The following is a 23,800-nucleotide window of genomic DNA, read 5'->3' on the forward strand; positions in this document are numbered from 1 at the left end:
GAAAGGCCCGACCGGAGCGCACAGGAACAGCTGGACAGACCAGCAGATACCCCCTGCCCGCGACCAGGACCAGCCCTCAACAGCCCAGCGAGGCACACCTACCCCAATTCATCAGTGGATCGAGGCTTAGCCAGTTGCGCAGGGTGCAGGCCGCGGCGATGCCGTGCGTGGACCGGTTGGCCTTGGCAGGCACACCGGCATAGCACATGTTGGCGGGCCGCTTCGTGGGTTCCAGTGTGGGGTCGACCATGCGCGGGTCGGCCCAGGTGCGCATGACGGTGAACGGCCGGTCGGAGAAACCGGCTGCACGGACGCGGGTCAGTTCGGCCTCGGCCCAATCGGTGATGGCTTCGTTACGGGCGACCTGGGCGTCCCGGTACCGGGTGACGAACTCCTCGCTGAACGGGGGTCCGTTGCGTTCGTTGAACAGGTCCAGGTCGGGATCGGTTGCCACTGCGTCGTTCTCGTCGACGACGGAGGCATCCATCCATGCGGTGAGCACGTCGGGGCGGCCGGGATGGGCCGCGCTGGCGACGTAACCGTCGGCCGGGGGCAGGTCGTCGAGTCCGGCGGCGGGCCGCATCCCTTCCAGCGGGGTGACGTGCTGGTCGACGGCGTTGGCCTGATAGGCGGCCATCAGCGATCCGCCTCCCGAATTGCCGAGCAGTATCACGGTTTCGATGCCCTGCACCTCGCGCAGCCAGCGCACGCCCACCCCGATGTCGACGAGCGCGTGGTCGAGCAGGAAGCTGGATTCGAAGCCGCGGAAGCGGGTGTTCCAGCCCAGAAAGCCGATCCCGCGGGTGGCCATGTAGTCGGCGAGATAGTGCTCGGCGAAGTCGATCTGGTAATGCGTGGCGATCATCGCCACTTTGGGCTTACGGCCCATACCGCGGTGGTACAGGCCCTGGCACGGATGTCCGCCGGAGCCGGCACGTCGGGCGGTGGGCGAGTCCAGGCCGACGAATTCCCTTGTGACGCCGGGTGTCTGGGTGGCTGTGCGGCTCATGACGGGCGGGCCTCCGGGTAGTAGATGGTCCGGTAGAAGATGTCGGCGAGGGTCTTGATGCAGGACTGGTCGTCGACGGCGCCGGGGCCGTCGGGATTCACACCCGAGAGTTGGGTGTAGCAGAACTGGTTGAGCATCGACACCAGCGCCACCGCGACCAGGCGGGCGTCGTTGTCCTCGCAGAAGCCGTCGCGCTGGGCGCGTCGGACCAGCGAGGTGATCAGCGCGATCGGCAGTTCGCAGATCTCGGTCCAGTACTCGGCGAAATCGTCGCTGATCATCGCCATCTGGCTGACCGCGATGATCTCGGCCAGCCGGTTGCGGTAGGTGCTCCAGTGGGCGGCGGCGGCCTGGTAGGACCGCTCCCAGTTGCTCAGACCCGGCTGCGCGGCGGCCAGTGACCGGGTGCGGGCCTCGTCACGGAAGCGCACCGCCCATTCGCGGACCATCGCCTCCTTGGAGTCGTAATAGTTGTAGAACGACGCGGTCGACTTCCCCGCCTCGCCGGCGATGTCGGCGATGGTGGTGGCCAGGATGCCCTTGCGGGCGATCACCGACCGCGCCGCGGCGTCGATCGCGGCCTGCGTCTGACGCCCGCGAACCGTCGGAAGCTCCTCACGGGGACTGACACTCACTCGTGCACGGCTCCTTGCGGTCATTGCTCTGAAACTGAATCTGATGTTAGATTCAGTTTCGATTCCGCGCGCCGAAATCGCATTCCGGCAGGTCACAGGGGTCGAAGGAAGGCGGGATCGTGATCAAGCCCAGCAACACCAACTCCGAGTTCGAGCTCGGCGGCATCAACCATGTGGCCCTGGTCTGCTCTGACATGCAGAAGACCGTCGACTTCTACAGCGGTGTGCTCGGTATGCCCCTGGTGAAGTCGCTCGACCTGCCCGGCGGTATGGGGCAGCATTTCTTCTTCGACGCCGGCAACGGCGACTGCGTCGCGTTCTTCTGGTTCGCCGACGCGCCCGACCGGGTGCCGGGCATCTCCTCTCCCGAGGCCATCCCGGGTATCGGCGACATCGTGAGCGCTGTGAGCACCATGAACCACTTGGCCTTCCACGTTCCCGCCGAGAAGTTCGACGAGTACCGGCAGCGACTGAAGGACAAGGGGGTGCGGGTCGGCCCGGTTCTCAACCATGACGAGAGCGCGGTCCAGGTGTCGGCGACCGTGCACCCCGGGGTGTACGTGCGGTCCTTCTATTTCCTGGACCCGGATGGAATCACACTCGAGTTCGCCTGCTGGACCAAGGAATTCGGCGAGTCCGACACCACCACGGTGCCCAAGACCGCCGCCGACCGGCGGGTGCCGGTCGCCGGTCAGTCGCGGTAGAGCGCCGGATTGCCGAGCTGGTCGATCAGCGCGCCGAGCTGGTCGGCCAGCTCGGCCGGGGTGAAGTCGAGGTCGCCGGCCAGCCAGGCGCTCAATGTCTGGACCACGCCGCCGACGACGAAATGCCCCGCCGCCCTGATCCGCTCATTCTGTTCCAGCTGCAGCGCGGTGCCCGCGTGCCGACCTGACAGCAGCGCGAACAACGCGCCGGACTCCGCCCGCTTGCGCACCACCACCGGGTTGTCCAGCCGCACACTGAACAGCAAGCGGCCGACCCGGGCGTCGTCGGAGATGGTGCGCACGATGTTGGCCATGCCCTGGCGGCTCTGCTCGCGCGCCGGCGCGGCCGCGACCACGGCCTGGGTGGTGGTGGCGATCTGTGCGATCACCCAGTCGAAGACGGCGCCGACGAAGACGTCCTTGTCGGTGAAGCTCTCGTAGAAGTAGCGCGCCGCCAGGCCGGCCTGCGCGCAGATCGCCCGCACCGTGAGGTCCGGGGGCGCGTCCCGCCCACCGAGAAGATCCAGCCCGGCCTCCAGGAATCGACGGCGGCGCTCGGCGACCCGCTGCGCGGCCTGCACCCCGCGGTACGGACGGACCTGGGCCATGGCACCCATATTGACACTTCCCGTGCCGGGGTACCAATATCAGGAAACAGGCGTTCGCAGATTTGCGCCGCCACCGCCGAGAGGAGTGTTCGCCGTGACGTTGGACGAGACGATCAGTGCGCCGGTACCGCTTGTCGAACGTCCGGTGAGCGATACCGCGTCGCGGTCGCCCCGGCGCCGTCGCGTCCGCAGGAAGGCCGGTGCCGACGACGGCATGCTCGGGCTGGGGCTGCTGGCCGGACCGGCGAACGTGATCATGCAGCTCGCCCGTCCGGGCGTCGGCTACGGCGTGGCGGAGAGCCGGGTGGAGAGCGGCCGGATCGACCGGCATCCGATCAAGCGGGCCCGCACCACGTTCACCTACCTCGCGGTGGCGACCAACGGCACGCCCGAACAGCAGGCGGCGTTCCGGCGCGCGGTCAACCGCGCGCACGCGCAGGTGTTCTCCACCGACGAGAGTCCGGTGAAGTACCACGCCTTCGACAAGGACCTGCAGTTGTGGGTCGGCGCCTGCCTCTACAAGGGCGTGGTCGACGTGTACCGGCTGTTCGAAGGCGAGATGGACGACGAGACGGCCGACCGGCTCTACCTGCAGGGCCGCGCGTTGGGGACGATGCTGCAGGTTCCGCAGGACATGTGGCCCGCAGACCGGGCCGCGTTCGACCGCTACTGGCAGAAGTCGCTCGACGAGGTGCACATCGACGACACCGTGCGGGAGTTCCTGTATCCGATCGCGGCGTCCCGGCTGCCCGGCCTGACGTTGCCCGGCCCGCTCCAACGGCAAGCGGACAAGGTGGCGCTGCTGATCACGACGGGCTTCCTGCCGCAGCGGTTCCGCGACGAGATGGGGCTGCCGTGGGACCCGCAGCGGCAGCGCAGGTTCGAACGGCTGATGGCCGCGCTGGCGGCGGTCAACCGCGTCTCGCCCCGCGTCGTGCGGCAGTTCCCGTTCAACGTCCTGCTCAAAGACCTGGACTGGCGCATGCGCACCGGGCGGCCGCTCGTCTGACCGGTGACCCGGTTCACTCAACCGGGCCGCCCCGTGCATCTCGACACTTAGGCCATGCAATGCTAACTTCAGCGAAAGTTAGCTTAGCCATACCGAAGTCGTCGCAAGGAGATGCGGGGGAGCGCGATCCTGACAGCACCAGGGTCCGGCACCGCGAACACAGTTCATGGAATTCGGAAGTGACACGATCGCGGTTCCGGCCGGCAGCCTGCGCGTCGATCAAGAGATCGTCAGCCGGTTCGCGACCTGCTGCCGCGCGCTGGGGTTGTCCGTGCACGACCGCCGGCGACCGGCCGATCCGGCCGCCGCCCGGAGCGGTTTCGCGGCGCTGACGCGCATCGCGCACGACCAGTGCGACGCGTGGGTCGGGCTGGCCGCCGCCGGCGACGACGCACCGCATGTCATCGAGGCGGTGTGGCAAACTTCGGCGACCTTCGGGGTGCTGCAGCGGGAGACCCAGCTGGCTCCCGGCGCGCTTGGCTTCCACTACGACACCGGCCTGTACCTCCGGTTCCTCGCATGCACCCGCGACGACTTCGCGCTGGCCTACGCGGTGCGGCTGTGCGACGCGACCCGCTACGAAGAAGCCGACGAGCTGATCGCCGGCCTGCTGGAACGCCGGCCGGGCTGGCTGGAGGCGCGGTGGGTGCGCGCGGTGTTGCACTACCGGACCGCGCGCTGGTCCGACGTGGTGCGCATGCTGACCCCGCTGGTGGCCGATCAGTCCCTCGACGAGACGCCCGCACACGCGGTCCGCGTCGCACTCGGCACCGCGCTGGCCCGGCTGGGCATGTTCGCCCCCGCGCTGTCCCACCTGGAGCGGCCCGAAGGGCCCGTGGCCGTCGCGGCCGTGGACGGCGCGCTGGTCAAGGCGCTGGCGCTGCGCGCCCAGGGTGAGGACGAGGACGCCCACGAGCTGCTGCAGGAGCTCTACGCCGCCAATCCGGAGAACGCAGAGATCGAAGAGGCGTTGTCCGACAACAGTTTCGGGATCCCGACCACGACGGCGGCGCGCATCGAGGCGCGCAGCAACCCGTGGGACCCGGACACCGAACCCGGCGAGGCGGACTTCGTCGACCCAGGCGCGAAGGACCGCAAGGCTCACCTGCTCGTCGAGGCCGAGGCCGAGCTCGCCGAGTTCATCGGTCTCGACGAGGTCAAGTATCAGGTGGCCCGCCTGAAAAGCTCGGTCGCCATGGCGATCCGCCGCCAGGAGCGCGGCCTGGCCGTCGCCCAGCGCACCAACCACCTGGTGTTCGCGGGCCCGCCCGGAACCGGTAAGACCACGATCGCCCGCGTGGTCGCCAAGATCTACTGCGGTCTGGGCCTGTTGAAGAAGGAGACCGTGCGCGAGGTGCACCGCGCCGACCTCATCGGTCAGCACATCGGTGAAACCGAGGCCAAGACCAACGCGATCATCGACAGCGCACTGGACGGCGTGCTGTTCCTCGATGAGGCCTATGCGCTGGTCTCCACCGGAGCCAAGAACGACTTCGGCCTGGTGGCCATCGACACGCTGCTGGCCCGGATGGAGAACGACCGCGACCGGCTGGTCGTCATCGTCGCCGGCTACCGCAAGGACCTCGACACGTTTCTCGACACCAACGAGGGTCTGCGGTCACGGTTCACCCGAAGCATCGACTTCCCGTCCTATTCAGGAAAGGAGCTCGTCGAAATCGCCACACGCATGGCCGAGAAGCGTGATTCGCGCTTCGAGGACGCGGCCCGCAGGGACATGGAGCGTCTGTTCGAGTACCTGGCGCAGGCCACCACGCCGGACGCCAACGGGGTGAACCGACGCAGCCTCGACATCGCCGGCAACGGCCGCTTCGTGCGTAACCTCGTCGAGCGTTCCGAGGAGGAGCGTGAGTACCGGCTCGATCATTCCGACCACGACGACTTCACCGACGACGAGCTGATGACGATCACCGCCACCGATATGTCAAACTCGGCCGGCCCGCTGCTGCGCGGGCTCGGTCTGTCCATGCCGCAAGAGCTTTCGGAGCAGCGGTGAGTACGCCCGAGGAGGAGCGCCGCTCGTTCGCCTCCCGCACCCCCGACAACGAGAATCCCGACCGCGTCGCCTACCGGCGCGGCTTCGTGACCCGTCACCAGGTCACCGGCTGGCGTTTCGTCATGCGCCGCATCGCATCCGGGGTAGCACTGCACGACACCAGGATGCTGGTCGACCCGCTGCGCACCCAGTCCCGCTCCGTGCTCGTGGGCGCGCTGATCCTGGTCACCGGACTGATCGGCTGCTTCCTGTTCTCTCTGATCCGTCCGTCGGGGGCGGCGGGCACCGACGCGGTGCTGGCCGACCGCGACACCGCGGCGCTGTACGTCCGGCTCGGCGAGCAGCTGCACCCGGTGCTGAACCTGACCTCGGCCCGCCTGATCACCGGTCGTCCCGACAACCCGGCCATGGTCAAGAGCAGCGAGCTCGACCGCTTCCCGCGCGGGAACATGATCGGCATCCCGGGGGCGCCGGAGCGCATGGTTGCCAACACCACCCGCGACGCGTACTGGACGGTCTGCGACGCGGTCGCCGGCACGGTCACCGGTGTCACCGTGATCGCCGGCCGCCCCGCCGAGGGCGGCGAGCGTGCCGCCGCGTTGCCTGCCGGGCACGCGGCGCTCGTCGAGAACGGCGGCCGCACCTGGCTGTTGTGGGACGGCAGGCGCAGCCCGATCGACCTCGCCGACCGCGCCGTCACCGGCGGCCTCGGCATCGGCGTGGATGTCGCTGCGCCGCAACCGATCGCAACGGGGCTGTTCAACGCGATCCCGGAGGCGCCGCAGCTGACCGTCCCGGCGATCCCGGGAGCCGGACTGCCGTCGGCCGCCCCGCTGCCCGAACCGCTTCCGGTCGGCGCGGTCGTCGTGTCCTACGACACCGACAACGCGATCCGCCACCATGTGGTTCTCGCCGACGGTCTGCAGCCGGTTTCGCCGGTGGTGGCCGCGATCCTGCGCAATGCGAACTCCTACGGTCTCGCACAGCCGCCGCGGCTCGACGCAGACGTCGTCGCCAGGATCCCGGAGGCCACCGGCATCGACACCGGGGCCTATCCCACGCAGCGGATCACGCTCGTCGACGCGACCGTTGACCCGGTGATCTGTGCGGCGTGGTCCAAACCGGAAGGCGCACAGGAGAGTTCCCTGACACTGCTGTCCGGAGCGGTGCTGCCGGTCGCCGACGGGGTGCGCACCGTGGAATTGGTCAGCTCCGGAACCCCCGGCGGTCCCGCCGACCGGGTCGCGCTTGCGCCCGGCACCGGCTACTTCGTCGACAGCGGCGGCGCGCTGTTCTGGATCAGCGACACCGGGGTGCGTTACGGCATCGACACGGGCGGCGGCGCCGCGGAAGGGGAAATCGACACCGTGGCCGCGCTAGGGCTGACCACCGCGCCGCTGCCCATCCCGTCGTCGGTGCTGTCCCAGTTCGCCGCCGGCCCGACGCTGTCGCGCACCGACGCGCTGCTGGCCCACGATTCGCTGGCCCCCAACCCGGCACCGGCCCGGTTGGAGACCACCTCTGCGTTGGAGAAACCATGAGCAGGCTGATCTTCGAGCACCGCAAGCGGGTGCCGGCGCCGGCGGTCCCGAAAGGTACCATCACCATCGAGCCGCCCCCGGAGCTGCCGCGGGTGGTCCCGCCGTCGCTGCTGCGGCGGGCGCTGCCGTACCTGATCGTGATCCTGATCGTCGGCATGATCGTCGCGCTCGTGGCCACGGGGCTGCGGATGATATCGCCGACCATGCTGTTCTTCCCGTTCGTGCTGCTGCTCGCCGCGACCGCGCTGTACCGGGGGACCGACAACAAGATGCGCACCGAGGAGGTCGACGCCGAACGCGCCGACTACCTGCGCTACTTGTCGGTGGTGCGGGACAACGTACGCGCGCATGCCGACGGACAGCGCGCGGCGCTACAGTGGTCGCATCCGGAACCGGCTGCACTGGTGGCTGTCCCGGGAACCCGCCGGCAGTGGGAACGCGATCCGCACGACCCCGACTTCCTGGTGCTGCGCGCCGGACTGCACGACCAGCCGCTGGCCACCACGCTGCGGGTCAAGGACACAGCCGATGAGATCGACCTGGAACCGGTGTCGCACAGCACGTTACGAAGCCTTCTCGACACCCAGCGCACCGTCCACGACGCGCCCACGGGCCTCGACCTGACCAGGGTCGCACGGATCACCGTGACCGGGGACGACGCCGCGGTCGTCGGCGCGGTGCGGGCCTGGCTCACCCAGGCCGTGACCTGGCACGACCCGTCGGTGCTCGGCGTCGCCTTCGCGGGTGCGCGGCTGGAGTCCGACTCGTGGTCATGGCTGAAGTGGTTGCCGCACACCGATATCCCGGGACAGGTCGACGGTGTCGGCACGGCCCGCTATCTGGCCACCGACGCCGCCGCGCTGCGCGCGCTGCTGGCCCCGGCGTTGGCCGAACGGGGACCGTTCACCGGGGACGGCCCGGCCGACGCCAAACACCTGCTCGTCGTGCTCGACGACCCCGACGCCGACCCCGACCAGTTCATCGGCCGGGGGCTGGCCGGCGTGACGGTGATCCACCGCACCGACCGGGACCCCGACCGCGACCAGTATTCCGATCCGGAGCGGCCCGTCCTGCGCGTCGCCGCAGGACGGATCTCGCGCTGGCAGAACGGAAGCTGGGCGCCCTACGTCGACACCGCTGACCGGATGGCAGCCGAGGACGCCCGGCACGTCGCGCGACGGCTGGCCCGCTGGGACTCCAACCCGCACCACGGCCGGTCCGCGAGCACCGGGGGCGCGGCGTTCACGACGCTGCTCGGCATTCCGGATGCGTCGGCGCTCGACGTCGCGGCACTGTGGGCGCCCCGCAACCGGGACGACGAACTGCGGGTACCCATCGGGGTGACCGCGACGGGAGAACCGCTGATCTTCGACCTCAAGGACGAGGCCGAAGGCGGGATGGGCCCGCACGGCCTGATGATCGGCATGACCGGGTCGGGCAAGTCACAGACCCTGATGGCGATCCTGCTGTCGTTGTTGACGACTCACCCGGCTGACCGGCTGATCGTGATCTACGCCGACTTCAAGGGTGAGGCCGGTGCGGACATCTTCCGTAACTTCCCGCAGGTCGTGGCCGTCATCTCCAATATGGCCGAAAAGCGCTCGCTGGCAGATCGATTCGCCGACACGCTGCGCGGTGAGGTGGCCCGGCGCGAACAGCTGCTCAAGGAGAGCGGCCGCCGGATCCAGGGCAGCGCGTTCAACTCGGTCACCGAGTACGAGAACGCGATCGCAGAAGGCCATGACCTGCCGCCGCTGCCCACGCTGTTCGTGGTCGCCGACGAGTTCACTCTCATGCTGGCCGAACACCCCGAGTACGCCGAGTTGTTCGATTACGTGGCCCGCAAGGGCCGCTCGTTCCGCATTCATCTGCTGTTCGCGTCGCAGACGCTCGACGTGGGGCGGATCAAGGACATCGACAAGAACACCTCGTACCGCATCGGTCTGAAGGTGGCCAGCCCGAGCGTGTCCCGGCAGATCATCGGTGTCGAGGACGCGTATCACATCGAGTCCGGCCGCGAACACAAAGGCGAGGGCTTCCTGGTGCCTGCACCGGGCGCACTGCCGATCAAGTTCCGCAGCACCTACGTCGACGGCATCTATGAACCGCCGCGGGTCGACAGGTCCGTCGTGGTGCACGCGATCCCCAAACCCCAGCTTTTCAGCGCGGGATGGGTCGATCCCGAACCCGACACGGTCATCGTCGAAGACGGCGCAGACGTCGAGGTGCTGCCCCCAAGGAAGCTGATCACCACGATCGGCGAACAGCTCGCGCAGTACGGGCCCCGCGCACCCCAGCTGTGGCTGCCCCCGCTGGACGAGCCGATCGCGCTGCGCGACGTGCTGGAGCGCTCCGGTGTCAGTGCGCGGCAGTGGCGCTGGCCGCTCGGCGAGATCGACCGCCCATTCGAGATGCGCCGCGACCCGCTCGTCTTCGACGCCACGTCGGCGGCGGCCAACATGGTGATCCACGGCGGCCCGAAGTCCGGGAAGTCCAGCGCGCTGCAGACTTTCGTGCTGTCGGCCGCGGCGCTGCACGCCCCCGGCGAGGTGTCCTTCTACTGCCTGGACTACGGAGGCGGCCAGCTGCGCGCGCTGGAGAACCTGGCCCACGTCGGAAGCGTGGCCTCCCCGCTGGAGCCCGAGCGGATCCGCCGCACGTTCGGCGAGCTCGAGCAGCTGCTGCGGCTCCGTCAGCGACACGGCGCGACCACGGGCAACGGCGGATATCGCGACGGGTACGGTGAGGTCTTCCTGCTGATCGACAACCTGTACGCGTTCAGCCGCGACAACACCGACACGTTCAACGCACGGAACCCGTTGCTGGCGAAGGTGACCGAGCTCGTCAACACCGGTCTGTCCTACGGCATCCACGTCGTGCTCACCACTCCGAACTGGCTCGAGGTGCCGCTGGCGATGCGCGACGGCCTCGGGCTGCGGCTGGAGCTGCGGCTGCACGACGCGCGCGACAGCAACGTGCGTGTGGCGGCCAAGGACGCAGCGTTGCGCCGGCCCGCCGAGAGCGTGCCCGCCGATCAGCCCGGGCGTGGCCTCACCATGGCCGCCGAGCACTTCCTGTTCGCCGACCCGGCGCTGGAGTCCATTCCCGCGCTCAACGCCCGCTACCCGGACCAGAGCGCGCCGCCGGTACGGCTGCTGCCCACCGACCTCTCGCCGGCCGCGTTCCCGACGCTGTACCCGGCAGCCGAGCGGGTGGTGGTCGGCCAGCGCGAAGAGGACCTGGCCGCAGTCACCGTCGACTTCGGCGACAACCCGCTGATGATGGTGTTCGGCGACGCCAAGACCGGCAAGACCACCCTTCTGCGGCACCTGATCCGCACGGTGCGGGAGAACTCCCACCCCGACCAGGTCGCGTTCACCGTGATCGACCGGCGGCTGCAGCTGGTCGACGAACCGCTCTTCCCGGACAACGAGTACACGCCCAACATCGACCGGATCACCCCTGCCATGCTCGGACTGTCGGCGCTACTCGAAAAGCGGCGTCCACCAGCAGGTCTGAACCCGCAGGAGCTGAGTCGCTGGGACTTGCGGGCGGCGGATAACGGTGCGGGCAACCACCTGCACTACCTGATCATCGACGACGTCGACCAGATCCCGGACGGTCCCGCCGTCAGCGGCCCGTTCGCGGGGCACCGTCCCTGGACGCCGCTGATCGGACTGCTGGCCCAGGCCGCCGACCTGGGCCTGCGCGTGATCGTCACCGCCCGCGCGGCCGGCTCGGCGCACGCGGTGATGACCGCGCCGTTACTGCGGCGCCTCAACGATCTGCAGGCCACCACGCTGCTGCTGTCCGGCAACCCCCAGGACAGCGGCAAGATCCGTGGCCACCGGTTCGCCCGGCTCCCGGCCGGGCGGGCGATGCTGCTCGATGATGCAGACAGCCCGACGTTCGTCCAGCTCGTCAACCCCCTCGCCGAGGACACGGCCGCCCGATCCGGCCACAGCGGAAAGGAATACAGCTGATGACCCTGCGCGTAGTCCCCGAAGGCCTGACGGCGGCCGCCGCGGCGGTGGAGGCACTGACCGCCCGGATGGTCGCGGCGCACGCCGCCGCCGCGCCGCTGGTCACCGCGGTGTTGCCGCCGGCAGCCGACGCGGTGTCCCTGCAGACCGCCACCGGGTTCAGCGCCAACGCCGCCGAACACCAGACCGTGGCGGCCCAGGGCGTCGATGAACTCGGGCGGTCCGGCATCGGCGTCGGCGAGTCGGCCGCCAGCTACGCCGGCGGTGACGCGATGGCCGCATCGTCCTACCTGATCGCCCGAGGCTGAGCATGACTTCGCCGGTCTGGATGGCACTGCCGCCCGAAGTGCACTCGGCGCTGCTCAGCAGCGGCCCGGGGCCGGGGTCGATGCTCGCCGCGGCGGCGGCGTGGCAGTCATTGAGCACCGAATATGCCTCGGCTGCAGCGGAACTCAGCATGATTCTGGCCGGCGTACAGGCCGGGGCGTGGGAGGGCCCGAGCTCGGAACAATACGTCGCCGCGCACACGCCGTACCTGGCATGGCTGGCCCAGCAGAGCGCGGCCGGCGCGGCCTCGGCGGTGCAGCACGAGACCGCGGCGGCCGCGTACTCGACCGCGTTGGCCACCATGCCCACCCTGCCCGAGCTGGCACTCAACCACACCACTCACGCCGTGCTGGTGGCCACCAACTTCCTTGGCATCAACACCATTCCGATCGCACTGAACGAGGCTGACTACGTCCGGATGTGGATCCAGGCGGCCACCACCATGGCGACCTACCAGGCGGTGTCGAGTGCCGCGCTGGCCGCCGCGCCGACCGCCACACCCGCGCCGTTCGTGCTGGCACCCGGCGTCGGGGAGGCGGGCAGGGCGATGGCGGACATGACGCAGATGGGGGCCCAGCTGCAGGCCGCCGAGGCCGGGTCGGCGCTCGACCTGTCCAACATCATCGCCGACCTCATCCGCGCCTACGGCGAAGTGCTGAGGTTCCTTTTCGAGCCGATCTTCGACTTCCTGAGCGACCCCCTGGGCAACACGATCAGGCTCATCACCGACTTCCTCACCAACCCGGCGCAGGCTCTGATCACCTGGGGCCCGTTTCTGGCTGCCGTGGCCTACCAGGCGGTCTCATGGGTCGGCGCGTCGATCCTGTACCCGTCGCTGATTCTTCTGCCGCTGGTGGCGACCACGCTGGCGATCGTGCTCGGCGTGGGTGCCTACCTCTTGGAAAGGCTTCCGGCGCCCGCCGCGGAAGTACCCGCCGAGGAACCCGCCGCATCGTCTGCGCCGGCTCCCAGCCGCGCCGACCAGCCGAATCCCGCGGTCGCCATCTCGGCTCCGCCGGCACCGAGCGGCGTTGCGGCGACGGCGGGCACGGTGGCGACGGGGACGGCACCGGCACCGGGCGCTCCCGCCGCCGCGGCCGCGCCGTTTGTGCCCTACGCGGTGGCCGGCCGCGACCCAGGTTCGGGGTTCTCGCCGACAGTGCGCGATTCCAGCAGTGCCAAAGCCCCGTCGTCGGGTATCCCGGCGGCGGCCTCGGGCATCGCCGCCTCGGCGGCCGAGCGTCGCAAGCGCCGGCGCAGACAGAAGGACGAGATCACCGGCCGCGCTTATGCCGACGCGTTCGCCGACTATGAGCCTGAGCCCGACGACGAGCCGCCGGCACGACAGGAACCCCGCATCGCGGCGACCGAGCGCGGCGCAGGGCCGATGGGTTTCGCCGGCACCGTGTCAAAGGACGGTGAACAGGCCGGCGGCCTGACCACGCTGGCCGGCGACGCGTTCGGCGGCGGCCCGAAAGCGCCGATGCTCCCGGGCACGTGGGACCCGAACACCGAACCCGACGAGCACCGCAACCACCACGATGGATCCAATGGAAAGGACTCTCAATGAGCATGCTGGACGCTCACATCCCGCAACTGGTCGCCTCCGAGGCGGCGTTCGGTGCCAAGGCCGCGCTGATGCGCAGCACGATTGCCCAGGCCGAACAGGCGGCGCAGTCTGCCCAGGCCTTTCACATGGGCGAGTCGTCGGCGGCGTTTCAGGCCGCGCACGCCCGTTTCGTGGAGGCCTCGGCCAAGATCAACGCCCTTCTGGACCTCGCGCAGGCCAACATCGGTGATGCAGCGGCCTCCTACGTGGCCGAAGATGCCGCCGCCGCAAGCAATTACACCGCCATCTGACCCGGCCGACCGACACCTCAGCGGAAAGAGACCTCGATGTCACAGATCATGTACAACTACCCGGCGATGCTCGCGCACGCCGGCGAGATGAACAGCTACGCCGGCGCCTTGCACGCGGTCGGTGCTGACATCGCCAGCGAGCAGACCGCGCTGCAGAGCGCCTGGCAGGGCGATACCGGTATGACCTACCAGGCCTGGCAGGCGCAGTGGAACGGCGCCCTGGAGGAATTGGTCCGGGCCTACCGCGCGATGGCCAGTACCCACGAGATGAACACAACGTCGATGGCCGCACGCGATCAGGCCGAAGGCGCCAAGTGGGGCTGACCGGTAGCCGTGCACGCTAATGCCGTCGAGCTGAACGCCGACGCGGCCTGGTTTCTCGCAGACATCCTCGGGGCGGGAACGTTCCCGTGGGTGCTGGCGATCACGCCGCCCTACAGCGACCACTCACAGCGGGCACAGTTCGAGCGGGAACAGTTCGAGCGGCTGGCCCGGCTGAGCGTCATGACTGCCGACCGGGTGATCGATCCCGCGGTGGCGCGGTGGATCCGGGTGGTGTGCCGGCCCACGCAGTGGTTGGAGCTCCGATTCGTCGGGGAGCGCGGCGCGATGCTGCGCGGCATCATCGCCCGCGACGCCATGCGCACGGTCGTGGCGCTGCGCAGCGGCGGGCTGATCACCCTGACCGAGATGCAGATCGACCATCCACAGGCATTGGTTCCGGTGCTGACCGTCGGCCTGTCGGGGCGCGCGCCCGCGCGGTTCACAGAGTTCTCGCTGCCCGCCCGGGTCGGGGCCAAGGCCGACGACCAGATCCGCAGGGGTGCCACGGCGCGGGACCTGCTCGACTACCTCGGTGTCCCCCCGTCCGCGCGCCCTGTTGTGGTGGCCGCGTTCGAACAGGCCCGGACCTACGTCGAGATCGTGGCCGGTCAGCATCGCGACGGGCACCGCGTCAGCACCGACGTCGGTGTCAGCGTTGTCGACACCGCGGTGGGCCGAGTGCTGGTCAGTCCGACCAAAGCCCGTGACGGGGAGTGGATCTCGACGTTCACACCCGGGGAGCCGGTGGCCGTGGCCGCCGCCGTGGAGCGGCTGACCGCTGCGCTCCCGGACGGACCCTGGTTCCCCGACCAGTCCGTCACCAGAGACTTCGACAGCAGAAGCCAGAGAGAAGAGATATGCCACCGCTAGACACCAACACCCTCGGCCCGGCCGGCGCCGTGATGCCGATCGTCCGCGTCGCGGTCCTCACCGCCGCGGTGGGCGACGAGGACGCCGCGGACCGCGGCGGACGCATCACCGAGATCGCGCTGCCCGCAGATCTCCCGCTGCGCGAGATCGTTCCGGCGGTGCAGCGCATCGTGACGCCGAGCGACGACGACGGCACGGCAGGCCGACTCAGCCTCGCACCGATCGGCGGTGCGCCCTTCAGCCTGGACGCGACCTTGAACACGGTCGGTGTCGTCGACGGCGATCTGCTTGCGCTGCAGCCGATTCCAGCAGGTCCGCCGGCGCCTCGCATCGTCGAGGACATCGCCGACGCGGCGATGATCTTCTCGGCGTCCCGTGAGAAGCCCTGGGGACAAGGGCACATCCGGCGCGGCGCCACCGCGGCGGTGATCGCCCTGACCCTGGCGGCCACCGCCCTCGCCGTCGCCCACCGGGTGTTCACCGATTCGATGATCGGCCTGTTCGCGGTCAGCGCGGTCGCAGTCGGCGCCGTGCTGGGCGCGCTGGTGGCCCGGGCCAACTCGCCGCGGTTGGCCGCCGCGCTTGCCGCTGCGGCGCTGCCCTCGGTGGCCGCGGCCTTCACACTGGCAGTGCCCGGCGAATTCGGCGCCTCGAATATCGTGCTCGGCGCAGCCGGGGTGGCGGCGTGGTCGATCATCAGCATCACGGTCGGTGAGCGGGCCATCGCGTTGTTCACCGCCGCGGCGGCGTCCGCGCTCGGCGTGCTGCTGGTCTCCGCGGCGGCTGCGATCTGGACCCTGACGCCGGTCCACATCGGCTGCATCCTGATCGTGGTCGCGCTGATCGTCACGGTGCAGGCGGCGCAGTTGTCGGCCATCTGCGCCCGGCTGCCCGTGCCGGTGATCCCCGCACCGGGCGACCCCGCACCGTCGGCGCCGTCGCGCCGGGTGCTCGAGGACCTGCCGCGCCGCATCCGTGCGAGCGACGCGCACCAGACCGGGTTCATCGCCGCCGGTGTGCTGCTCGGTGTGGCCGGTTCGGTGTTCGTCGTGTGGCCCGGCGTCGCCGGCCAAGGCAGCACGTCGCCGTGGGCATGGTTCCTGGTCGGCGCGACCGCGCTCGGTGCGGTGCTGCGTGCCCGCGTGTGGGATTCGTCCTCCTGCAAGGCGTGGCTGCTCGCTCAGCCGTTCCTGATCTCGGCCGTGCTGTCCGCCGTCTTCGCGGCGGCCGGCCGATACGATGCGGCGTGGTGGGCTGCGGGCGCGTTCGCCGTCGTCGTCGCGGCGTGGGTGGTGGCGGCGTTGAACCCGCGTATCGCCGAACCGGAGACCTACTCCCTGCCGATGCGCCGACTGCTCGGCTTCGCCGCCGCCGCCGTGGACGCGTCGGTGATCCCGGTGATGGCCTATCTCGTCGGGCTTTTCGCCTGGGCGCTGAACGGATTCTGATGCGGCGTGCGAGTGCCGCGCTGGCGGTGACGGTCACGATGCTGGCGGTCGGTGCAGCGCCGGCCGGTGCCATTCCGCCGCCTCAGGTCGACCCCGCCACCCCCACCCCCAACGGCAGCGCGGGCCCGATCGGGGCACTGGCGCAACGCAATCCGTGTGTGACGAGCACCGCTATCCCGGGGACCGAGCCCTTTGCCTCTGACGTGAATGCGTCCGCGCTGAATCTGTCCCAGGCCTGGACCCACAGCAGGGGCGAGGGGCAGACCGTCGCGGTGCTCGACACCGGGGTCAGGCCCGGACCCCGGCTGCCCGACGTCGAGGCCGGCGGTGACTATGTCGCCTCCGGGGACGGCCTGACCGACTGCGACGGGCACGGCACGCTCGTCGCTGGACTGATCGCCGGACAGCCTGGCGCAGATGGCTTCTCGGGTGTCGCACCGGACGCACGCATCCTGTCGATCCGCGTGGCATCGCCGCGGTACGCGCCCCGTGATGGCGGTGAGGACCCGGCCCTCACCCGCGCGGCACTCGACACTCAGGCGATGGCGGCTGCGATTGTGCGCGCCGCAGACCAGGGCGCCCGGGTGATCAGCATCTCCGCGGTGACCTGTGTGCCGGTCGGCAAGAACTTCGATCAGGACGGGCTGGGCGCGGCACTGCGGTACGCCGCAGTCGACAAGGATGTGGTGATCGTCGCTGCCGCCGGCGACAACGGTCCCGCATGCGAATCCAATCCGCCCTCCGATCCGGCGCTGCCGGCGGATCCGCGCAACTGGTCCGGGGTTTCGGCCGTGTCGATACCGGCGTGGTGGCACGAGTATGTGCTGTCGGTCGGTTCGCTCGGATCCGACGGGCGGCCGTCGTCGTTCACGATGGCCGGGCCCTGGGTCGGCATCGCCGCACCGGGGGAGAACATCACGTCCGTGAGCAACGACGACACCGGCGGCCTGGCCAACGGCCTGCCCGCAGAACAGGACCGGATCGACCCCGTTCGCGGTACCGGCTATGCGACGGCATACGTGGCCGGCGTCGCGGCGTTGGTGCGCAGCAGGTTTCCGGAGCTGCCGGCACGGCAGGTGATCGAGCGTCTGACCGGTACGGCGCAGTCGGCGGCCCGATCCCCGTCGAACCTCGTCGGCGCCGGCCGGGTCGACCCCGTGGCAGCGCTGACCTGGAATGTGCCCGACACCAACGACATCGACCCCGCGGCGGTCAAGCCGATCGCCGCACCGCCGCCACCGCCGCCGCATGATCCCGTCCCGCGCGCGGTCGCGTTCACCGGGGCCGGGGTGCTGGCGCTCGTGGTGCTCGCCGTAGCGGTATCAAGCGCGAGAAGGAAGGAAACGTCGTCATGACCGTCCGGCTCACCCTGGCCGCGTTGCTCGTCGTACCGGCCGTGATGGCCTACCCGTGGCAGACCGTTCCACACCGATGGCTGCTCGGTGTGGCCGTGGTTGCGGTCATCGTCTTGTTCGCCCGCTGGCGCGGCCGGTATGTGACGACCATCGTCGGCCGGCGGTTGGCGATCCTGCTGCGGGGCGGACGGATCCGCGACGACTCCAGGTCCGACGAGTACGTCACCGTCGTGCTACGGCTTGAACCATCGGACACCGCCGAGCCTGCATTGACATTGGTGGCCGGCTACCTGGACCGCTACGGCATCAGGTTCGACAAGGTCCGCGTGACAAGCCGGGAGGCGGACGGAACCCGGATCACCTGGGTCGGACTCACCCTCGGCGCGGCCGGTAACATCGCGGCGCTGTCGGCCCGGTCGGCTGCTATCCCGTTGCGCGACACCGCAGAATTGGCGGCTCGTCGGCTCGCCGACCACCTGCGTGAGACCGGGTGGGAGGTGTCGGTCGACGATACCGCGGCGGTCCCGCTCCAGGATGAAGCCAAGGAGCGGTGGCGCAGTGTCGAGGACGGCCGGGGCTACCTCGCCGCATACGCGCTCGTCTCCGACGAACCACTCGACGACATGCTCTCGGCGGTCCGGGACCTCGACGCGGTCGAGCTCTGGACCGCTGTGGAATTCACCGGGGACAGAACGCGACCCGAGTTCGCGGCGGCCTGTGCCGTGCGCACCGCTCAACGACCGGGAGCCCGGGCGCCGCTGCCGGGGCTGAGCCCGCAACATGGCCGGCACGCCGCGGCGTTGGCGGCGCTGGCACCGGCTTCGGATCAGCGGTTGCCCGGTCCCACCCGCCCGGTGCCGCCGGTGCTCAGTCGAACATGAACCCGCCGAGGAAGCGGGTCATCCGGCGCAGGTAGTCGGGTTGGCTGACATGGAGCACGTGGTTGCCCGGGAACCAGTGGAAGGCGCACTGATCCCAGTGCCGCCACAGCATCTCGGCCTGCTCGGGTGGCGCCAGCCGGTCGCCGAGGCCGGCGATGATCAGCCGCCGGTCCTTCGGGACCAGCGGCCGGTAGTTCAGCGGCGACGAGTACATGGTGGCCGCGTCGACGAGCTCGGTGTCGGTGCGGGCGATCCAGTCCCGCAGCGCCACCACCTTGTTCGCGGGGAACCACTCGTCCACGGTGCGGTCCGGGGTGACGACCGGGACGTTCGGGATGACGGCCTGGACGCGGTCGTCGACGCTGGCGATCAGCGCCGAGGTGTATCCGCCCAGCGACATCCCGGTCAGCGCGATCCGGTCCACGCCGGTGAACTCGAGATAGTCGATCACCGAACGGAAGTCGTGCACCGCCTGCGCCATCGCCTCGGCGAAGCCCGCCATGCCGTGCGCGAAGTAGCCGTGCCCGCTGAACGGTGAGTACTTCTCGGCGCGCCGGCCGTGGAACGGCAGCGTGTACAGCATCACGTCGTAACCGCTGCGGTAGAACCAGGGCAGCGAGAAGAACAACCCGTTGAACAGGTATGCCGATCCCATGAATCCGTGGATCAGACACAGCGTCGGGCGCGGGCCGTCGTCGTGGCGCCAGTGCTGAGCGTGGACGACGTTGTTGCGGACGAATCCCGCGCACTGGTCGCGCAGTGCGGGGTTGACGGCCTGGAAGCTGCTCTGGAAGCGGATGTTGCGGACGTTGCCGCGCGCGACCCATTCCGCGACCGGATTGGCGGGCCGCGACGACACCCGGGGCGGCGACTGCGGCGCCGGGAACGAGGTCTGCGGATCCTGGGCGGCGGCGAGCTCGGCGTAGAAGCGCAGATGCTCACGCTCGGCCCTTGTGTCCGATCTGCGCAGGGCGCCGGCCACCGACGGCACCATCGTGGCGCTGAGCAGCGACGCGATCGACGTGCGCAGCGCCAGGTCGGCGATCGCGGACGAATCCACGATCAGGCGTTGCTGCCACGTCAGGTCGACCCGGCGCGGCAGACCGCGGGCGGTGGCGTCGGCGCCGGGGACGTCGGGAACCGGGATGAGCGGCGCCTCCACGGGAGCCTGCGATTCGGTCACGGCGCCGCCTTTCTCACCGGTTGCGGCCCGATGGTAGCCCCGGTGTCGGGCCCAGTTGGGCCGAACAACCGAACCCCGTTGTCGTGGAACACGTTACGCAGCCAGGAATCGTCCACCCCGGGCAACTCGGTGAGTGCGGACAGTGCATGTGCGTAGCCGTACGGGATGTTGGGGAAGTCGCTGCCGAACAGAATGCGGTGCCCCATGTCGCGGAGCCGGCCGTACTCGGCGTCCGGGAACGGCATCTTCTCCTCCATGAAGCCGGTGAACGCCATCGTCGTGTCCAGGTGCAGCTGCTCGAATTCGTTGCAGAGATCCAGGAACTCGCGATATTCCGGGCCACCCATGTGGGCGATGATCAGCCGCAGCCGGGGATGCCTGTCGAGGACGGCCCGAATCGGAGCGGGCCCGGTGTGCTGGCCGGGGGCCGGGCCCGATCCGCAGTGGATGACCACCGGGACGCCGGCGTCCTCGATCACGCCCCAGACGGCGTCGAGCAGAGGGTCCGCCGGGTCGTAGCCGCCGACCTGGACATGCGCCTTGAACACGCGGGCGCCGGAGTCGAGCGCGGCGGTGACGTACCGGGCGGCGCCCGGTTCGGGGAAGAACGTCGCGGTGTGCAGGCAGTCCGGGGTGTCCGCGGCGAAGCCGGCCGCCCACTGGTTCAGCCACGCCGCCATCTCGGGTTTGTGCGGATAGACCAGCGACGTGAAGGCCAGCACGCCGAACGAGCGCAGGGTGCGTAACCGGTCGTTCTCGTCGCTGCGGTAGGTGATCGGCCACGGCCTGCCGATCAGCGGACCCGCGTCGTCGAAGTACTGCCAGACCTTGTCCATCACGTTCTTCGGCATGAAGTGCGTGTGCACATCCACGATGCCGGGGAGGCCGAGAGCCTGCCATATCCGCCGGACCGATTCGGGTTCATCCATCGAGTCGATGATGACACCGCCGTGGGGGAGCAGAATCGGCGGGTATGTGGGACCCCGACGTCTACCTGAGTTTCGCCGACCACCGCGGGCGGCCGTTCTTCGATCTGCTGGCCCGGGTCGGGGCCGACGCCCCGCGCCGGGTGGTGGACCTGGGCTGCGGCCCGGGCAATCTGACCGGGGTGCTGCCCATGCGCTGGCCGGACGCGCAGGTGGCGGGCTGGGACACTTCTGCGGAGATGGTGGCCGCGGCGTGCGAACGTGGGGTAGACGCGCGTCTGGGTGATATCGCGGACTGGGCGCCCGAACCCGGCACCGACGTGGTGATCGCCAACGCCGCGCTGCAGTGGGTGCCCGGACACCGCGATCTGCTGGTGCGCTGGGCCGGGCAGCTGGAACCCGGGTCGTGGATCGCGTTCCAGGTGCCGGGCAACTTCGAGGCCCCGTCGCACGCCGCGATCCGGGAGGTGGCCCGTCGCGACCCGTTCGCCGAGGCGTTGGCCGACATGCCGTGGCGGGACGCGGACGTGGTGGGAACCCCGGCCGAGTACGCCGGTCTGCTCACCGACGCCGGTTGTGCCGTGGATGCCTGGGAGACCACCTATGTACACGAATTGCGCGGTGAAACACCGGTGTTGGACTGGATCACCGGTACCGCGCTAACCCAGGTACGGGAACGGCTGACCGAGGGCGCCTGGCAGCGGTACCGCGCCGAGTTGAGTCCGGTACTCGACGCGCACTACCCGAAACGCGCCGACGGAATCACGTTCTTTCCGTTCCGCCGGGTATTCGTCGTCGCCCAGGTGAAGTGACCGGTCAGATCGGCAGCCCTTCCCTCTCCGCGTCGGCGCGGTACCGGTCGACCCATTCGTCAGAGCGTTGATCGGCCTGCCGTTCCAGTGCGGGCGGCGGGGCCAGACGCGGGTCCTGACCGAGCTTCTCCAGCACCTCGGCGACGACCTGGGTCAGGTTGCGCCACAGCACCGGATACGGCACCTCCATCGGCTCGACGTTCTCCTCGGCGAACCAGTTACGCCACCCTGCCTCCTGCTCGCGCAGCATCCTGACGACGTGCGCGATGGCGCCGGCGTGGTATTCGGCGCGCGCGTCGCGGTTGGGGTCGGGCCGTCCGCGCCAGACCCGCGTCTGCACCGCGCGCCAGAACGAAACCGCCTGGGACACAACGTCGGGGCGGTGAACGTGAATCAGCACTGGGTCGCTACCGACGACGTCACGGATCGCCGACAGCAGTCCGGTGCCGGAGCGGTCCGGCAGACCCGCGGCCCGCTGGAGCAGAAGCGGGGTCTGGTTCCACATCAGCTTGCCGCCCCACACCCCGTTCGGCGTACGCCCGACGGTGCGGATGTAGTCCCGCCAGATCTCCGGTGGCGCCAGGTCGGGCTTGCCTTCGTCGGTGGGATCCAGCAGACGCAGGATCGACTCGTCCTCGACGCCTTCGAACCACTGCCGCGGCTGGGGTGACTGACTCGTCGTCGGGAGGTACTGGAAGAACTCGCCGGGCTCGCCGGCGACGCCGGTGGCGCGCAGGGATTCGACCAGCAACGTGCTGCCGCTGCGCTGAGACGCGAGCACGAGATACGCCGTCGAACTGGCTGACATGCGCGAGAGCTTAACCGGAAACCGGGAGCGCGGCAGCCCTGGTATTTGCGATCAGCGTGAGTCGAACTCTTGCGTGGAGCTGCGAGCGTGGTCGATGCCGCACTCAGCGGCATTCGCTGAGCGGCTTGGGATTTGGATCCCCTGAACTCGCGCATACGTCTGGGTGTAGCGGTCGGCGATACGGGTGCCCACGAAGTCCGACGGAATGACGTCCTTGACCTGCTGTCGCCAGGTGTCGAGCAGAAGTGCCAACTCGGTGCTCACGGCGTCGGCGGTATCGCTGACCTCTGCGCCCAGCAAATTGTGTTGCTCGGTGGGATCGTTGGTCAGGTCGTAGAGCTCACGTTCAGGACGCGGGGTTCGGACCCGCGGCCCGACTTCACGCCCCGGCGCGCTGTCGGCGATGTCCCACGGCAGGTCGAGAAGCGGTCGCGGCGCGTAGTTCTCGATGTAGCTGTACTCCTTGGTGCGGACGGCCCGGATCGGGTCGAACGAGTCGTGGTAGGTCTTCATCGTGTAGACCGCAGTTCGGACCGGCTGCTCGTCGGGAGCCGTCAATTGCATTGCGTGCGAGAGTCCTTCGACGTCCGGCGGAACGTCGAGGCCGAGCAGCTCGAGCAGGGTCGGGACCAGGTCGACACCGCTGAACAGTTCCTCGTAGACCCGAGGTGTGACGTCGGCGTTCCGGGGCGGCCGGACGATCAGTGCGACGCCGGTGCCCGCGTCGTAGAGCGTGGACTTGGCACGGGGCAGCGCCGGCCCGTGGTCGGTGACGAAGACCACCCAGGTGCTGCGGTCCAGGCCGGTGGCTTCCAGCGTGGCCAGCAGCTGGCCGACGGCGGCGTCGGCGACGGAAATCGATCCGTAGAAGTCCGCGAGATCCTGGCGGACGTCGGCGGTGTCGGGGAGGTATTCGGGCAGGGAGACCGCGTGCGGGTCGGCCGGCTGGTAGCGGTCGTGGGGGTAGGGCCGGTGCGTCTCGAAGAACCCGGCGCTGAGCAGGAACGGCTTGTCCGGCGGGTCGGTGAGCCAGCGGGTGGCCTGCTCGACGACGTACTCGCAGTACGAGTTGGACACATCGAACTCCTCGAAGCCGAGCCGGTCCGGGAACGACGTCTCGTGCTGCATTCCGAAAAGAGCTGTATACCAACCATTCTCACCGAGAATGTGCGGCAGGGTGCGGACTCCCGCGCGGTACTCCCAGCCGTGATGCGCGAGCCCGACCAGCCCGTTGGACTGTGGGTAGCGGCCGGTGAACAGCGACCCCCGGGACGGGCTGCACAGCGGGGCGGTCGCGTGGGCGGCGGTGAACAGGATGCCCTCTTTGGCCAGTCGGTCGAGTCGTGGGCTACGGACGTCGGTGTGCCCGTAGGCCCCGAGATGGCGGCCGAGGTCATGCCAGTGCACGAGCAAGACGTTGTCTCGGTGCGGTGTGGTCACGGAGGTCCTTTCCGACGCTAGGGCGCGTTATCCCCAAACCCGAATCTATCCACAGCCGGATAA

The 23,800-nt window shown here is 69.5% G+C and carries 20 protein-coding genes and 1 pseudogene; 14 read left to right on the forward strand and 7 right to left on the reverse strand.

Annotated features, from left to right (window positions below):
* Positions 1–121: 121 nt before the first annotated feature.
* Positions 122–1,009, reverse strand: a pseudogene (locus ACXMYJ_RS18030) (alpha/beta hydrolase family protein); the annotation flags it as partial.
* A complete protein-coding gene (locus tag ACXMYJ_RS18035; protein ID WP_260756514.1) occupies positions 1,006–1,644 on the reverse strand; it encodes a TetR/AcrR family transcriptional regulator in 639 nt (212 codons plus the stop codon). The pseudogene ACXMYJ_RS18030 and the gene ACXMYJ_RS18035, both read right to left, overlap by 4 nt.
* A 119-nt stretch (positions 1,645–1,763) precedes the next feature.
* Between ACXMYJ_RS18035 and ACXMYJ_RS18040 the strand changes: the two genes are divergently transcribed.
* The gene (locus ACXMYJ_RS18040) at positions 1,764–2,348 is read left to right on the forward strand and encodes a VOC family protein (protein WP_443189010.1); all 585 of its coding nucleotides are present in this window, start codon (positions 1,764–1,766) and stop codon (positions 2,346–2,348) included.
* On the opposite strand, the gene ACXMYJ_RS18045 is transcribed toward ACXMYJ_RS18040, so the two are convergent.
* A complete protein-coding gene (locus tag ACXMYJ_RS18045; RefSeq protein ID WP_260756517.1) occupies positions 2,336–2,965 on the reverse strand; it encodes a TetR/AcrR family transcriptional regulator in 630 nt (209 codons plus the stop codon). The two genes, ACXMYJ_RS18040 and ACXMYJ_RS18045, sit on opposite strands and share 13 nt — an antisense overlap.
* Positions 2,966–3,050: 85 nt before the next feature.
* On the opposite strand from ACXMYJ_RS18045, the gene ACXMYJ_RS18050 reads away from it, so the two are divergent.
* The 12 genes from ACXMYJ_RS18050 (at position 3,051) to eccE (ending at position 18,568) form a co-directional block, all read left to right on the forward strand.
* Entirely contained in the window at positions 3,051–3,965 is a 915-nt protein-coding gene (locus tag ACXMYJ_RS18050) for an oxygenase MpaB family protein (RefSeq protein WP_443189009.1), read from the forward strand.
* Positions 3,966–4,131: 166 nt separating this feature from the next.
* On the forward strand, positions 4,132–5,979 hold the full coding sequence (eccA, locus tag ACXMYJ_RS18055) for a type VII secretion AAA-ATPase EccA (RefSeq protein WP_460358158.1): 1,848 nt from the start codon (positions 4,132–4,134) through the stop codon (positions 5,977–5,979).
* On the forward strand, positions 5,976–7,520 hold the full coding sequence (gene eccB, locus ACXMYJ_RS18060) for a type VII secretion protein EccB (protein ID WP_443189007.1): 1,545 nt from the start codon (positions 5,976–5,978) through the stop codon (positions 7,518–7,520). Before eccA ends, eccB begins: the two co-directional genes overlap by 4 nt.
* Positions 7,517–11,503, forward strand: a complete 3,987-nt coding sequence (gene eccCa / locus ACXMYJ_RS18065; protein WP_460358161.1) for a type VII secretion protein EccCa — start codon at positions 7,517–7,519, stop codon at positions 11,501–11,503. The genes eccB and eccCa overlap by 4 nt, the downstream gene beginning before the upstream one ends.
* Positions 11,503–11,811, forward strand: a complete 309-nt coding sequence (locus ACXMYJ_RS18070; RefSeq protein WP_443189005.1) for a PE family protein — start codon at positions 11,503–11,505, stop codon at positions 11,809–11,811. The genes eccCa and ACXMYJ_RS18070 overlap by 1 nt, the downstream gene beginning before the upstream one ends.
* A gap of 2 nt (positions 11,812–11,813) precedes the next feature.
* The gene (locus tag ACXMYJ_RS18075) at positions 11,814–13,400 is read left to right on the forward strand and encodes a PPE family protein (RefSeq protein WP_260756526.1); all 1,587 of its coding nucleotides are present in this window, start codon (positions 11,814–11,816) and stop codon (positions 13,398–13,400) included.
* Complete coding sequence (esxG, locus tag ACXMYJ_RS18080; protein ID WP_260756527.1) at positions 13,397–13,690, forward strand: type VII secretion system protein EsxG; 294 nt, start codon at positions 13,397–13,399, stop codon at positions 13,688–13,690. The genes ACXMYJ_RS18075 and esxG overlap by 4 nt, the downstream gene beginning before the upstream one ends.
* A gap of 36 nt (positions 13,691–13,726) precedes the next feature.
* Positions 13,727–14,014, forward strand: a complete 288-nt coding sequence (locus ACXMYJ_RS18085; RefSeq protein WP_260756528.1) for a WXG100 family type VII secretion target — start codon at positions 13,727–13,729, stop codon at positions 14,012–14,014.
* A gap of 9 nt (positions 14,015–14,023) precedes the next feature.
* Positions 14,024–14,884, forward strand: coding sequence for an ESX secretion-associated protein EspG (locus ACXMYJ_RS18090; RefSeq protein ID WP_260756529.1), 861 nt, complete (start codon positions 14,024–14,026; stop codon positions 14,882–14,884).
* The gene (eccD, locus tag ACXMYJ_RS18095; RefSeq protein ID WP_260756530.1) at positions 14,872–16,332 is read left to right on the forward strand and encodes a type VII secretion integral membrane protein EccD; all 1,461 of its coding nucleotides are present in this window, start codon (positions 14,872–14,874) and stop codon (positions 16,330–16,332) included. Before ACXMYJ_RS18090 ends, eccD begins: the two co-directional genes overlap by 13 nt.
* Positions 16,332–17,687, forward strand: coding sequence for a type VII secretion-associated serine protease mycosin (gene mycP / locus ACXMYJ_RS18100; protein ID WP_313901368.1), 1,356 nt, complete (start codon positions 16,332–16,334; stop codon positions 17,685–17,687). The genes eccD and mycP overlap by 1 nt, the downstream gene beginning before the upstream one ends.
* Positions 17,684–18,568, forward strand: a complete 885-nt coding sequence (gene eccE, locus ACXMYJ_RS18105) for a type VII secretion protein EccE (RefSeq protein WP_260756531.1) — start codon at positions 17,684–17,686, stop codon at positions 18,566–18,568. The genes mycP and eccE overlap by 4 nt, the downstream gene beginning before the upstream one ends.
* Here eccE and ACXMYJ_RS18110 read toward each other — a convergent pair.
* Positions 18,555–19,751 (reverse strand): alpha/beta hydrolase family protein, encoded by a 1,197-nt coding sequence (locus ACXMYJ_RS18110; protein WP_260756532.1) that lies wholly within the window; start codon positions 19,749–19,751, stop codon positions 18,555–18,557. The genes eccE and ACXMYJ_RS18110 overlap by 14 nt on opposite strands.
* Positions 19,748–20,680 carry an amidohydrolase family protein gene (locus ACXMYJ_RS18115; protein ID WP_396884921.1) on the reverse strand — a complete coding sequence of 311 codons (933 nt, stop codon included), beginning with the start codon at positions 20,678–20,680 and terminating at the stop codon, positions 19,748–19,750. Before ACXMYJ_RS18115 ends, ACXMYJ_RS18110 begins: the two co-directional genes overlap by 4 nt.
* A 44-nt stretch (positions 20,681–20,724) precedes the next feature.
* Between ACXMYJ_RS18115 and ACXMYJ_RS18120 the strand changes: the two genes are divergently transcribed.
* On the forward strand, positions 20,725–21,489 hold the full coding sequence (locus tag ACXMYJ_RS18120) for a trans-aconitate 2-methyltransferase (protein ID WP_460358167.1): 765 nt from the start codon (positions 20,725–20,727) through the stop codon (positions 21,487–21,489).
* A 4-nt stretch (positions 21,490–21,493) separates the two neighbouring features.
* On the opposite strand, the gene stf0 is transcribed toward ACXMYJ_RS18120, so the two are convergent.
* Complete coding sequence (gene stf0, locus ACXMYJ_RS18125) at positions 21,494–22,297, reverse strand: trehalose 2-sulfotransferase (protein ID WP_460358170.1); 804 nt, start codon at positions 22,295–22,297, stop codon at positions 21,494–21,496.
* 51 nt (positions 22,298–22,348) lie between these two features.
* On the reverse strand, positions 22,349–23,737 hold the full coding sequence (locus ACXMYJ_RS18130; RefSeq protein WP_460358173.1) for a sulfatase family protein: 1,389 nt from the start codon (positions 23,735–23,737) through the stop codon (positions 22,349–22,351).
* Positions 23,738–23,800: the final 63 nt, after the last annotated feature.

The organism is Mycobacterium sp. ZZG, from assembly GCF_054786995.1.

Excerpts from the sequence above, each read along its gene's own strand:
- esxG (WP_260756527.1), top strand. The coding sequence starts at position 13,397 with ATGAGCATGCTGGACGCTCACATCCCGCAACTGGTCGCCTCCGAGGCG.
- ACXMYJ_RS18070 (WP_443189005.1), top strand. The coding sequence starts at position 11,503 with ATGACCCTGCGCGTAGTCCCCGAAGGCCTGACGGCGGCCGCCGCGGCG.
- ACXMYJ_RS18115 (WP_396884921.1), bottom strand. The coding sequence starts at position 20,680 with ATGGATGAACCCGAATCGGTCCGGCGGATATGGCAGGCTCTCGGCCTC.
- ACXMYJ_RS18085 (WP_260756528.1), top strand. The coding sequence starts at position 13,727 with ATGTCACAGATCATGTACAACTACCCGGCGATGCTCGCGCACGCCGGC.
- stf0 (WP_460358170.1), bottom strand. The coding sequence starts at position 22,297 with ATGTCAGCCAGTTCGACGGCGTATCTCGTGCTCGCGTCTCAGCGCAGC.
- eccA (WP_460358158.1), top strand. The coding sequence starts at position 4,132 with ATGGAATTCGGAAGTGACACGATCGCGGTTCCGGCCGGCAGCCTGCGC.
- ACXMYJ_RS18075 (WP_260756526.1), top strand. The coding sequence starts at position 11,814 with ATGACTTCGCCGGTCTGGATGGCACTGCCGCCCGAAGTGCACTCGGCG.
- eccCa (WP_460358161.1), top strand. The coding sequence starts at position 7,517 with ATGAGCAGGCTGATCTTCGAGCACCGCAAGCGGGTGCCGGCGCCGGCG.
- eccD (WP_260756530.1), top strand. The coding sequence starts at position 14,872 with ATGCCACCGCTAGACACCAACACCCTCGGCCCGGCCGGCGCCGTGATG.
- ACXMYJ_RS18120 (WP_460358167.1), top strand. The coding sequence starts at position 20,725 with ATGTGGGACCCCGACGTCTACCTGAGTTTCGCCGACCACCGCGGGCGG.
- eccE (WP_260756531.1), top strand. The coding sequence starts at position 17,684 with ATGACCGTCCGGCTCACCCTGGCCGCGTTGCTCGTCGTACCGGCCGTG.
- ACXMYJ_RS18045 (WP_260756517.1), bottom strand. The coding sequence starts at position 2,965 with ATGGGTGCCATGGCCCAGGTCCGTCCGTACCGCGGGGTGCAGGCCGCG.
- mycP (WP_313901368.1), top strand. The coding sequence starts at position 16,332 with ATGCGGCGTGCGAGTGCCGCGCTGGCGGTGACGGTCACGATGCTGGCG.